This is a genomic window from Novispirillum itersonii (assembly GCF_014205675.1).
GTDB classification, from domain to species: Bacteria; Pseudomonadota; Alphaproteobacteria; order Rhodospirillales; family Rhodospirillaceae; genus Novispirillum; species Novispirillum itersonii_A.
Genome location: NZ_JACIIX010000015.1, coordinates 37,984 through 49,565, shown reverse-complemented (window position 1 = coordinate 49,565; position 11,582 = coordinate 37,984). Strand labels below are relative to the sequence as shown.

General features: G+C 65.3%; 9 protein-coding genes. 4 read left to right on the top strand and 5 right to left on the bottom strand.

The features are described 5' to 3' along the window. Positions 1-71: 71 nt before the first annotated feature. Positions 72-1,061, top strand: a complete 990-nt coding sequence (gene mltG, locus FHS48_RS16845; RefSeq protein WP_184265172.1) for an endolytic transglycosylase MltG — start codon at positions 72-74, stop codon at positions 1,059-1,061. Positions 1,062-1,191: 130 nt separating this feature from the next. Here mltG and FHS48_RS16840 read toward each other — a convergent pair whose 3' ends face one another. After that, the gene (locus tag FHS48_RS16840; RefSeq protein ID WP_184265170.1) at positions 1,192-1,422 is read right to left on the bottom strand and encodes a hypothetical protein; all 231 of its coding nucleotides are present in this window, start codon (positions 1,420-1,422) and stop codon (positions 1,192-1,194) included. 227 nt (positions 1,423-1,649) lie between these two features. Next, entirely contained in the window at positions 1,650-3,833 is a 2,184-nt protein-coding gene (locus FHS48_RS16835) for a YgiQ family radical SAM protein (RefSeq protein ID WP_184265168.1), read from the bottom strand. Positions 3,834-4,280: 447 nt separating this feature from the next. Between FHS48_RS16835 and FHS48_RS16830 the strand changes: the two genes are divergently transcribed. From FHS48_RS16830 to FHS48_RS16820, 3 genes are all read left to right on the top strand, one after another. Then, positions 4,281-4,832 (top strand): putative pterin-binding protein, encoded by a 552-nt coding sequence (locus FHS48_RS16830; RefSeq protein WP_184265166.1) that lies wholly within the window; start codon positions 4,281-4,283, stop codon positions 4,830-4,832. Between the two features lie 117 nt (positions 4,833-4,949). Beyond that, positions 4,950-7,598, top strand: coding sequence for an ATP-binding protein (locus FHS48_RS16825; protein WP_184265164.1), 2,649 nt, complete (start codon positions 4,950-4,952; stop codon positions 7,596-7,598). A 119-nt stretch (positions 7,599-7,717) separates the two neighbouring features. Next, complete coding sequence (locus FHS48_RS16820) at positions 7,718-9,016, top strand: TIGR03862 family flavoprotein (protein WP_184265162.1); 1,299 nt, start codon at positions 7,718-7,720, stop codon at positions 9,014-9,016. Position 9,017: 1 nt separating this feature from the next. On the opposite strand, the gene FHS48_RS16815 is transcribed toward FHS48_RS16820, so the two are convergent. Genes FHS48_RS16815 through FHS48_RS16805 form a run of 3 tightly spaced genes read right to left on the bottom strand, consistent with a single transcriptional unit; the run spans position 9,018 to position 11,518 of the window. Beyond that, positions 9,018-9,641, bottom strand: coding sequence for a nucleotidyltransferase family protein (locus FHS48_RS16815; RefSeq protein ID WP_184265160.1), 624 nt, complete (start codon positions 9,639-9,641; stop codon positions 9,018-9,020). Then, positions 9,638-10,336, bottom strand: a complete 699-nt coding sequence (locus FHS48_RS16810) for a pseudouridine synthase (protein ID WP_184265158.1) — start codon at positions 10,334-10,336, stop codon at positions 9,638-9,640. The genes FHS48_RS16815 and FHS48_RS16810 overlap by 4 nt, the downstream gene beginning before the upstream one ends. A gap of 15 nt (positions 10,337-10,351) precedes the next feature. Further along, a complete protein-coding gene (locus tag FHS48_RS16805; protein WP_184265156.1) occupies positions 10,352-11,518 on the bottom strand; it encodes an MFS transporter in 1,167 nt (388 codons plus the stop codon). Between the last annotated feature and the right edge of the window lie 64 nt (positions 11,519-11,582).

Sequence of the window (11,582 nt, the reverse complement as noted above, 5' to 3'; positions counted from 1 at the left end):
CGGTATGATTCCGGGGATTGTCCGGGGCTACGGTCCGGCGAAGGTTTGGGGTATGGGTGAGGGAGCGCAGGATGCTCAGGCGTTTGGTGGCGGTGTTTCTGGTGATTCTGCTGGTCGGTGCCGGATCGGCGGCAGGCCTGTGGCAATGGGCGAAGTCCCGCTATACATCGCCGGGGCAACGGCTGGATAATACTGTGGTCCTGATCCCGAAAGGGGCCGGTATCACCGTTATTGTCGATATCCTGTCCCGCGCCGGCGTGTTGCGGGATCAGGCGGAACGGACGCTGATCCCGTTGTTTGCCCGGCTGGACGGTCAGGCTTCGTCCCTGCGGGCCGGGGAATATGCGATTCCGCCGGATTATTCGCTGGCTGATGTTGTCGCCATGCTGGCCAGCGGCCGCAATCAGGTGCAGTACACCCTGACCATCCCGGAGGGCCTGACGGTGCAGGAAGCACTGGAGAAGGTGCGGGCGCTGGAGGTTCTGGAGGGCGACATTACTGTTACCCCCAACGAAGGCGACCTGATGCCGGAGACCTATCAGCTGCTGCGTGGCGATAACCGCACCACCGTGGTGCGCCGGATGATGACGGCACAGGCGACCCTGCTGACGGACCTGTGGGAGCGCCGGGTGGCAGGATTGCCTCTGAAGAGCCCGCGGGAGGCCCTGACGCTGGCCTCCGTGGTGGAAAAGGAAACCGGGGTGGCGGCGGAACGGCGGCGGGTTGCCGGTGTGTTCATCAACCGCCTGCGGCTGGGGATGCCGTTGCAGTCAGACCCGACGGTGATTTACGGGCTGGCCCGCAACACCGGGTCCCTTGGCCGGGCGTTGACCCGCAAGGATCTGGAGACCGATCATGCGTGGAATACCTATACCCGCCCGGGTCTGCCTGCCGGGCCGATTGCTCTGCCGGGGCGGCTGGCGCTGGAAGCGGTGCTGAATCCGGACGTCAGCAAGGACCTGTATTTTGTCGCTGACGGAACCGGCGGCCATGCCTTTGCCGAGACGCTGGATGAGCATAACCGCAATGTGGCGCACTGGCGCAAGTTGCAGAAGAACTGATCCACCGGATCCGGAAAGCATAGGAAAAAGAAGGGCGCGGAACGAGAGATCCGCGCCCTTTTGATCATCCGGCTCGGGGCCGGGGTCTGTGACCCCGGGAGATCAAGCTGCACCCCGCAGGACGAAACCGTCAGTTCTTGTAATCAGGCAGCAGGCGCATCAGGCGCTCCGCCGCGTGCACGGCATCTTCCATGGCTTCAGACAGCTTCACGTCGCCGACCTGCTCGACTTCCCGCAGCAGATAGCTGAGGCACTGGTGCAGGCTGCGCACGGTTTTGGCGCGTCCCGGGCCGCTGTTCAGGTCCGGCTCGATATCATCAAGGCAGATGGCGCGGCTGTTGAAGGCAAGGGCGTTGGCCATGGCGTTTTCTCTCATTCAGCCCATTCAGAGCGATCCCGGAGGGGTAATCTGTGCGTTGACTGACAATGCCCCCGGGGGCGGCAAAGCACTATTCCCCCGAACGGGGGTGTCGGGTCCACCTATAGGGGTTAAAATGGGGAAGAAAACGCATTGAGATAGAAAAGCGGCCCGCCGGATGGTCCAGCGGGCCGGTGAAGGCAATGAAAAAATCTTTTAAAATAAGCCTGTTATGCCCGTGGTGTCTTCGGCAGCGGGCGCGGGTTTGACCGCCGCCCTTTCCCGGCATGCTGGGTCAGGAACACCTGCCCCTTGTGTTTACGCCCGGTCCGCGCGCCTTCGCCACCGCTCAGGCCGGTTCCGGCGGGCTGGAAGGTCGGCACCAGATGATGCTTGCCGTTGCCGATCAGGTCGGCGCGGCCCATCCGCTTCAGCGCATCCCGCAGGATCGGCCAGTTCTCGGCATCGTGGTAACGGAGGAAGGCCTTGTGCAGGCGGCGCTGTTTCAACCCCTTGACGGCGTAGACGGAATCTTCCTCGCTGCGGGCATCGCGGTGCACCGGGCGCAGCGGGTTGCGGCCGCTGCGGTACATGGCGGTGGCCAGCGACATCGGGGAGGGCAGGAAGGCCTGCACCTGATCGGCGCGGAAGCCGTTGCGCTTCAGCCAGATCGCCAGATTCATCATGTCTTCATCGGTGGTGCCGGGGTGGGCGGCGATGAAGTAGGGGATCAGGTACTGCTCTTTCCCGGCTTCCTTGGAATATTTGTCGAACATCTTCTTGAAGGCATCGTAGGTGCCGATGCCCGGCTTCATCATCTTCGACAGCGGGCCCTGCTCGGTATGTTCCGGGGCGATCTTCAGGTAGCCGCCGACGTGGTGGCTGACCAGCTCCTTCACATATTCCGGGCTGCGCACGGCAAGGTCGTAGCGCAGGCCGGAAGCGATCAGGATCTTTTTCACGCCCTTCAGGTCACGGGCCTTGCGGTACAGCTGCACCAGAGAATGATGGTTGGTGTCGAGGTTCTTACAGATATCCGGGTAGACGCAGGACGGGCGGCGGCAGACATCCTGAATCTTCGGGTCCTTACAGGCCAGCCGGTACATGTTGGCGGTCGGGCCGCCAAGGTCGGAGATGACGCCGGTGAACCCCGGGGTCTTATCGCGGATGTCCTCGATCTCTTTCAGGATCGATTCTTCCGAGCGGTTCTGGATGATCCGGCCTTCATGCTCGGTGATCGAGCAGAAGGTACAGCCGCCGAAGCAGCCGCGCATGATGTTGACCGAGAAGCGGATCATCTCCCACGCCGGAATACGCGCATCGCCATAGGCCGGATGCGGGGCGCGGGCATAGGGCAGCCCGAAGACGGTATCCATTTCCGGGGTGGCCAGCGGAATCGGCGGCGGGGTCAGCCACACCTCGCGGTCGCCATGGCGCTGCACCAGCGGCCGGGCGTTACCGGGGTTACTCTCCAGATGCAGGATGCGGGAGGCATGGGCATACAGGATTTCGTCCCCGACCACCGCTTCATAATCCGGCAGGCGGACCACGGTGCGGTCCTTCGGCAGGGTGCCGCTGCGCACGGCCCGGCGCAGGGCAGTTTCCCCGCTGTCGGACGGAGTGGCCATGGCGGAGGCACCAAGGCCGGTGTCGTCGTGATCGTCTTCCGGTGCCGCGTCCGGCTCCTGCGGCGTCGTGGTGGTGTCGATGGTCGAGGCGTCCAGCACCACCCAGTCGTCCGGCACCTTGGTCCGCACGAAGGCGGTACCGCGCACGTCGGTCAGGTCCTGCGCCTTTTCGCCTTTGGCAAGGCGGTGGGCGATGTCGATGATGGCGCGTTCGGCGTTGCCGTAGCACAGCAGATCGGCCTTGCTGTCCATGATGATGGAACGGCGGACCTTTTCCGACCAGTAGTCGAAGTGGGCGATGCGGCGCAGCGATGCCTCGATACCGCCCAGAACAATCGGCACATCGCGGTAGGCTTCGCGGCAGCGCTGGGAATAGACGATTACCGCCCGGTCGGGGCGTTTGCCGCCTTCGTCGTTGGGGGTGTAGCTGTCGTTGTGGCGCATCCGCCGGTCAGAGGTGTAGCGGTTGACCATGGAATCCATGTTGCCGCCGGTGACGCCGAAGAACAGGTTGGGCTTTCCCAGCGCCTTGAACGGCTCCGGCCCCGACCAGTCCGGCTGGGCGATGATGCCGACCCGGAAGCCCTGTGCCTCCAGCGTGCGGCCGATCACCGCCATGCCGAAGCTGGGGTGGTCGACGTAAGCGTCGCCGGTGACGATGATGATATCGCAGCTGTCCCAGCCGAGCTGATCCATTTCTGCCCGGGACATCGGCAGGAACGGGGCGGTGCCGAAGCGGTGAGCCCAGTGTTTGCGATAGGAATAAATCGGCTTGGCGGCGTCCATGGCGGCGTCGTGACCAGTCTTAAGGAATGCGGATATGGGGTGCGGCGGGGCGTAAGCCTGCGCGGCGGCAGGCGGCGCGGCGGCCTTGTCGCTGTTGTCTTACCCCAGTTTGGCGCCGACCTAAACAGATAAAAGGTTTAGGGGATAATCGCCTGTCGGCCCGTGCTTTCCGGGGCACGGCTTCCTGTGGTTCTTCCGCCTGCGGGTGGCAGGGCGGGGGGCTGGATACAAAGAATGGTATGCGGCCAAATTTTTCTGGCATGCTGTCTGCATAGATTACCCTGCATGGGATGCAGATCCCGCCCGCAACCAGTGCCCGAACAGGCGGAATGCGGATATGGGGATTGGTCCCCGGTGCAGCGGCCCGACCGGGCTTTGGCAAATTGCATCGCAGAATGCATCGACCGGATGGGATGCGGCTGCGTTTTGGTGATAAGGAGTCGCAGAATGAACCGGGGCTTCAACGCTGTAAGCCGTTTTTTCTCGCAAGGTCTGGGGGCGGTTGTCCTGCTGCTGGGGCTGACGGCGGTCATTTCCACGCCGGTATCGGCACAGGAAGGGGTTCTGCCGAAGCCGACCGGGGCGGTGATCCTGACCCTGAAGGGCGGGATCCAGTTCACCAACAACGGTGATAAGGCTGAATTCGATCTGGCGATGCTGGAAAAGCTGAAGGGCCGTGTCGCTCCGGTGAAAACGCCGTGGGCGGATAAGGAAACCACCTACGAAGGCCCGCTGATGTCGGCGATTCTGGATGCGGTCGGGGCCAAGGGGACGACCCTGATGGTCAAGGCCATCAACGATTATGTCGCCGAAGTGCCGGTGGAGGACATGACCCGCTATCCGGTGATTCTGGCGACCAAACGGGACGGCAAGAAGATGACGGTCCGCGAAAAGGGGCCGCTGTTCATCATTTATCCGTTTGATCTGGACCCGTCGCTACAGAACGAGAAAATCTACAACCGTTCTGTGTGGCAGGTGAAGGAAATTGCCGTAAACTGATGATCCGGGGCTGATCCGGTCCGGCGTTTGCCGCCGGGACCGGATCCGGTTGTGTCTGTCACGGGGGTGTGTCGGTCCGCCATGCGCGGGGGGTCGGCGGTGGGTGGAGTAAACGGTATGAACTGGAGAATGCGCGTCGGTCTGACCATGACGGTCATGGGCCTGCTGTTCATCAGCGCCCTTGCGTGTTTTCTGTTGCTGCTGGACCGGAAGACGGAGGCCATGGGCTCCGTCAGTGAGGATATGGTCTGGAGCACCTATCAGTTTGACCGTGAGGTGATGAAGCTGGAAGTGGCGATGCGTGAAGCCGCCCCCGCCCCCACCGAAGCCAATCTGGAAACCGTCCGTCTGTCGGCGGATATTCTGATCAGCCGCCTGATGATTCTGCGGGAAGGCCAGATGGTGCGCCTGCTGGCGGAAGCCGGGCTGTACCCGCAGCTGATTGACGTGGTGTCCCGTGCCGACCGGATCATCGCCGAATTCGACAGCATTGATCAGGATGGCAAGCTGACGGAGCGGCTGGAGTATCTGGCCGGATTGGTGAAGCGCCTGCGCAATGACACCTCGGAAATCACCGCGCTGGCCAATCAGGCCCGGGCCGACCGCATTTCTGACGGGCGGGCGCAGGATGTGCAGATTTACCTGATCATGGGCGGTCTGGTGGCGGCGATGATGCTGGCGATGCTGGGGGTGGCGTGGCTGCTGTTCCGGCAGATCCGCGAAATTGAGACGTCCCGCACCAACCTGACCCTGCTGTCGGATAAGCTGCGCGATGCCGCCGCCCGCGCCGAGGCCGGATCCCGGGCCAAGAGCGAATTTCTGGCGACGATGTCACATGAGATCCGCACCCCGATGAACGGGGTGATCGGCATGACCGACCTGCTGCTGGAAGGGCAGCTGGATGCCCGCCAGCGCCACCGGGCGCTGACCATCCGCAAATCGGCGGAACACCTTCTGGACCTGATCAACGACATCCTTGATTTCTCGAAGCTGGAAGCCAACCGGGTTGTGTTGCAGGAAAGCGATTTCAGCCTGACCGATCTGGTGGAGAGCGTGCCGGAGATGCTGGTCGCCCGCGCTGCTGAGAAGGATCTGGAGCTGGTCGTTACCCTGTATCCGGAAATCTGCCGCGATGTGCGCGGCGATGCCAGCCGCCTGCGGCAGGTGCTGGTCAATCTGGTCGGCAATGCCATTAAATTCACCGATTACGGCGGGATTGAAATCGTGGTCCGCCCGGGCGAAAGCGATATTGACCGTATCCGCTTCGAGGTGATCGACACCGGTATCGGCATCCCGGAAGACGAACAGATCCGCCTGTTCCAGCTTTTCACGCAGATTGACGGCTCCGACACCCGCACCCGGGGCGGCACCGGTCTGGGGCTGGCGATCAGCAAGCGGATCGTCGATTGCATGGGCGGGCGTATCGGCGTCAGCAGTACGCCGGGCAGCGGCAGCACCTTCTGGTTTGAAGTGCCGCTGCCGTCGACCGGGGCGGTCCACCACATCGTGCCGCCGCAGCTGCGGGGCCGGTCGGTGGCACTGGTCAGCCCACGGGATTTTCTTGGTCGGGCGATGCGGCATCAGCTGAAGATTATGGGATTCAGTGTGGATCTGATGACCACCGATGCCGCCGCGCAGCTGAGTTACGGTGGAAACCACGATCTGCTGATCACCGACGGCCTGCTGCTGCTGCCCCCGGCGTTGCAGACCCTGCCGTGGCTGACCCTGCCGGAAACCGGGTCGGAGGCCGATGCCCTGAAGCGCCTGCCGCAGCAGCCGGGCAAGGTGGTTCTGGTGCGCCCGCTGACGCCCCGCCATGTGCTGCGGGCGCTGTCGGAGGTGATGGGGCTGGAGCCGATCGAGGTGGATGAGCTGCCACGGGTGCGGCAGACCCAGCCCAGCGGTCCGGTGGCGGCGGTGACGGCGGATACCGGGCTGGCCCCCCCCCGGGTACTGGTGGCGGAGGATAATCCGGTCAACCAGCAGGTGATCGCCGGTTTTCTGGAACTGGCCGGGTGTGATCTGGAAATTGTCGGCACCGGCACCGAGGCGGTGGCGGCGGTGCGCCGGGCTCCGTTCGATGTGGTGCTGATGGATGTGCAGATGCCGGGCATGGATGGTCTGGAGGCCACCCGTCGCATCCGCGCGTTGGGTGGCGCCGGGCTGTCGGTGCCGATCATCGCGCTGACCGCCAATGCCATGCCGGGCGATGAACGCCGCTGTCTGGAAGCCGGAATGAACGGCTATGTCGCCAAGCCGGTGGATCGGGTGCGGCTGTCGGCGGCGCTGCGGCCCTATATTGCCTTGCGGGGGGATGCCCCGGCCCCGGGGTCGGTGGCGGATCTGATCAATCTGCAAATTCTGGGCGGGCTGGTGGAGACGCTGGGCGAGGATGCGGTCAACCGCCTGCTGAAAACCTTTGCCGAAGACAGCCTGTCCCGGGTGCAGGGCATGCGCCTGTCCTGGGTACAGGGGGGCCTGATGGCCGGCGGTGACCATGTGCGGGCGGAGCTGCACAGCATCGTCGGCGCGGCGGTCGGTATCGGCATGAAGCGGGTGACCCTGCTGTGCGAGCAGATCCGGGAAGCGGTGATCGCCAATGTCGGCAGCGAGGTCGAACGGCTGATGGATCAGCTGGAAGCCGTGCTGCGGGCACAGCCGCGGACGTGGCAGGCAATCACCGAGGCGACGGGGACCGCGGATGCCCCGGCGGCCAGACCGGTTGCGGAGGGCGAGGTGATTCCGCTGCGGAAGCCGGGGATGTAACCGGAAGGGACTCCCGGCAGAACCCGTTCTGCCGCATCACGGGCCGTCAGCAGTTGCGAGTCCGGGTGAAACCGTTATGGTGCCCGGCATAGCGATGACCGTGGCAAAAGGATCAGGGCGTGTCAGGCGTTCCGCACCAGCAGACCCCCCACCAGCAGACTCCCCGGCGGGTTATTATTGTCGGGGGTGGCCCGGCGGGCCTGTATACCGCTGAAACCCTGGCGGCACAGCCGCATACCGTGGTGGATCTCTACGATGCCATGCCGTCTCCGGGCCGCAAGTTCCTGCTGGCCGGGCGCGGTGGCCTCAACCTGACCCACTCGGAGCCCCTTGACCGTTTTGTCACCCGCTATGCCCCGCAACAGGCGTGGCTGGAGCCGATGGTGCGGGCCTGCCCGCCGCAGGCCCTGCGGGATTGGGCGGCGGCACTGGGGATTGAGACCTTTGTCGGCACCTCCGGGCGGGTGTTTCCCACCGATTTCAAAGCGGCACCGCTGATGCGGGCGTGGCTGCGCCGTCTGCGTGGGCTGGGGGTGCATCTGCATGTCCGCCACCGCTGGACCGGGTTCGGTGCGGCCACCTCGGAGGGGCAGCGGCAGGTGTGCTTTCAGACACCGGATGGTCCGGTGACCGTCGCCGCTGATGCGGTGGTGCTGGCGTTGGGCGGCGGAAGCTGGGCCCGGCTGGGGTCTGACGGTCAGTGGATGCCGCTGCTGGAGCAGGCCGGGGTTGCGGTCAGTCCGCTGCGGGCTGCCAACTGTGGCTTTCTCCGCCCATGGTCAGCCGATTTTGTGACCCGCTTTGCCGGAACCCCACTGAAAACCATCGCGGTCCGCACCCTTGATGATAACGGCACCCGGACGCCGTGGCGCAAGGGGGAGGCGGTGATCAGTGCCGACGGCCTTGAAGGCAGCGTGATTTACGCCGTGTCGCGGCTGCTCCGCCAGCAGATTGAACACGCCGGATCGGCCGATCTGCGGATGGATCTGCTGCCGGACCGCCCGGAGGCCGAGGTGATGGCGCTGGTGGCCCGCCCGCGCGGCAGCCGGTCGTGGTCCACCCACCTGAAAAAAGTGCTGGGTCTGGACGGGGTGAAACTGGCCCTGCTGCGGGAGTGTACCCCGCCAGGACTGTGGTCCAGCCCGGCGGCGGTGGCGGCAGCGGTGAAGGATCTGCCGGTTGTCCTGTCAGCCCTGCGCCCGCTGGACGAGGCGATCAGCACCGCCGGAGGCATCCGCCGCGAGGCCCTGACCGAGGATCTGGAGCTGACGGCCCTGCCGGGGGTGTTCTGCGCCGGGGAAATGCTGGACTGGGAGGCCCCCACCGGCGGATATCTGCTGACCGGCTGCTATGCCACCGCCCTGCGGGCGGCAGAAGGAGTCCGACGCTTTCTGACAGACCGCACCCCCCGGGCCTGAGTCAGGGCCGATCCGCCGCCAGCCGCGCCCGCAGGGCAGCCAGATCCTCCGGGGTGTCGATATCCGTGAAGATGGCGTTGCCGGGGCGTTCGACTTTCCACACATGGGCGGCATGGCGTTGCAGCACCTCCCGCCCGCCGGTGTCGCCTTCGACGGCGGACAGCTCGGGGAAATAGGCGTGGTCCCACAGCACCGGATTGCCGCGTCGGCCGTCGCGGGCGGTGACGGCCACGGCCGGGGGCGGGGCCTGCCGCCAGCCTTCCGCCAGCGCCCGCAGATCGGCCACCGACACATCCGGCATATCCGCCAGCAGGATCATCGCCCCGGCACAGTCCGGCGGGCAGGCCCGCAGCCCGGCCCGCAGCGAGGCCGACAGGCCATCAGCAAAATCCGGGGCATGGGTCAGGGTCAGGGGCAGGCCGTGCAGGGCGGCGGCAATCTGCTCCGCCTGAAAACCGGTGACCACCACCAGCGGCCCCAGTCCGCTGTCCAGCGCGGTGCGGGCGCTGCGGCGGACCATCGGTTCCCCGCCGATCTCTTCCAGCAGCTTGTGGCGGCCCTGCATGCGGCTGGACCGCCCCGCCGCCAGAAGGATCAGGGCAAGGGGGGAGGTGGGGGCGGTCACAGGCCGATCTCTTCCGGCGTCACATCGCGCCACTGACCCGGGGCCAGTGACCCGAGGTCCAGCGCCCCGATGGCAACCCGGACCAGCCGCAGGGTGGGGAAGCCGACCGCCGCCGTCATCCGCCGCACCTGCCGGTTTTTGCCCTCGGTCAGGGTCAGGCGCAGCCAGGCAGTGGGGATGGCGGCCCGGTAGCGGACCGGCGGGTCACGCGGCGGAAGATCCGGCTCGCTGCTGTCGAGGGATGCCTTGGCGGGCAGGGTATGGTGATCCTGCTTGTTGATGCGGATGGTCACTCCGTCGCGCAGGGCGGTCAGGGCCTCCTCGGTCGGTATGTTCTCCACCTGCACCAGATAGGTGCGGGGGTGGCCGAAGCGCGGTTCCAGCAGGTGCTTGATCAGGCGGCCGTTGTTGGACAGCAGCAGCAGGCCTTCACTGTCCTGATCCAGCCGCCCGACCGGGTACAGGTCCGGCGGCAGATCAAAATCCGCCAGCGTCTTCTGGCCGGGCTGGTCCGGGGTGAACTGGCACAGCACCCCATAGGGCTTGTGGAAGGCAATGGTCCGGCTGGGGCCGTTGCTGCGGGGGGGCTCCACAGGGCGCTTTTGTGGTCTGGGGCGCTGCCGGGGGGCCGGATCAAGGCCGGGCAGTCCCCTCAGGATCACCGGGCGGCTGCGGGGCGGGCGGGGCGGGGTCATGGCGGTTAATCCGGGTTAAGGGGAGTAGGTCCGGGTGAAAGCGGCGGGGGGAATCAGCCGTAACACTAGGTATCCACCGCCGGAGAGCAGGGCGGAGGTCATGAAGGCCCAGCCGCCGAGATGATTGTACAGCGGCCCGGCCCCCAGCATCAGGATACCCGGAATCACTCCGGCGGCGATGGAGGAATACAGCGATTGTGCCCGCGCCGTCAGGCCGGGGCTGACCATCCGGCCAACGCTGTGCATCGCCCCCAGATGGGCACAGCCGAAGGTCAGGGCGTGCAGGCTTTGCAGGGGAAACAGGACCCACAGCGAGGTGGTGAACGGCATCACCATCCAGCGCAGCAACCCGCCGAAGGCGGCCAGAGCCAGCAGATGGCGGGGTTGCAGCCGTTTCAGGATCTGCGGGGAGAAGGCAAACAGCAGGATTTCGGCAATCACCCCCACCGCCCACAGCGCCCCAATGATCACCGGAGAGATCCCCGCCGCCCGCCAGTGCAGGGTGCCGAAGCCATAGAACATGGTGTGGCTGCCCTGAAAGCAGCCGAGAGCAAACAGAAAGAGAATGAACGGTCTGTCTTTTAAAATGGCGCTCCACGGTTCCCGGGGGCCTTTGGGGCGGTCGGCATCAATCTTTGGCGGCAGGAAGCAGGCGAGGCAGGTGATGGCGGCGCAGCCGATCACCATCCAGACGATCACTTCCGCCGTCGGGCTGTGGTCGATGGCCAGCCCGGCAATCCCGGCCATCACGATGAAGGTGGCGGACCCCCACATGCGGATCCGTCCGTATTCCACCCGCCCGGCAGCGTTCAGGGCCATGGTGATGGTTTCGCTGATCGGGACAATCCCGGCATAGAGGGCGGAGGCCAGCAGCGACACAATCAGGATCGGCCAGAAACCATCTGCTAGTAGATACGTTGCCATCAGTACCGCCGAGACGATACCGAGGATCGCCAGCATGCGGTCACGCCGTCCCCATAGGTCCACCGCACTGCCGATCAGTGGATTGCTGATCACCCGCGCCCAGTAGACCGCCCCCAGCACAATGCCGATCTCCACCGCCGACAGGCCACGGTGTTGCAGCCACACCGGCCAGAACGGCAACTGGATGCCGGGAACGCAGAACCACGCCCCATAGAGCAGGGACAGACGCAGGGCATCGGAGGACAGAAGGCGGGACACGGCAGGGCAATCCGGCAACGGGGGAGTCTTCAGGCGGCACTGTGCGCCGGAACGGCTGCCGCTG

What these genes read in the sequence shown, in the direction of transcription:
- mltG (WP_184265172.1), top strand. Translation starts at nt 72, where the DNA reads ATGCTCAGGCGTTTGGTGGCGGTGTTTCTGGTGATTCTGCTGGTCGGT.
- FHS48_RS16840 (WP_184265170.1), bottom strand. Translation starts at nt 1,422, where the DNA reads ATGGCCAACGCCCTTGCCTTCAACAGCCGCGCCATCTGCCTTGATGAT.
- FHS48_RS16835 (WP_184265168.1), bottom strand. Translation starts at nt 3,833, where the DNA reads ATGGACGCCGCCAAGCCGATTTATTCCTATCGCAAACACTGGGCTCAC.
- FHS48_RS16830 (WP_184265166.1), top strand. Translation starts at nt 4,281, where the DNA reads ATGAACCGGGGCTTCAACGCTGTAAGCCGTTTTTTCTCGCAAGGTCTG.
- FHS48_RS16825 (WP_184265164.1), top strand. Translation starts at nt 4,950, where the DNA reads ATGAACTGGAGAATGCGCGTCGGTCTGACCATGACGGTCATGGGCCTG.
- FHS48_RS16810 (WP_184265158.1), bottom strand. Translation starts at nt 10,336, where the DNA reads ATGACCCCGCCCCGCCCGCCCCGCAGCCGCCCGGTGATCCTGAGGGGA.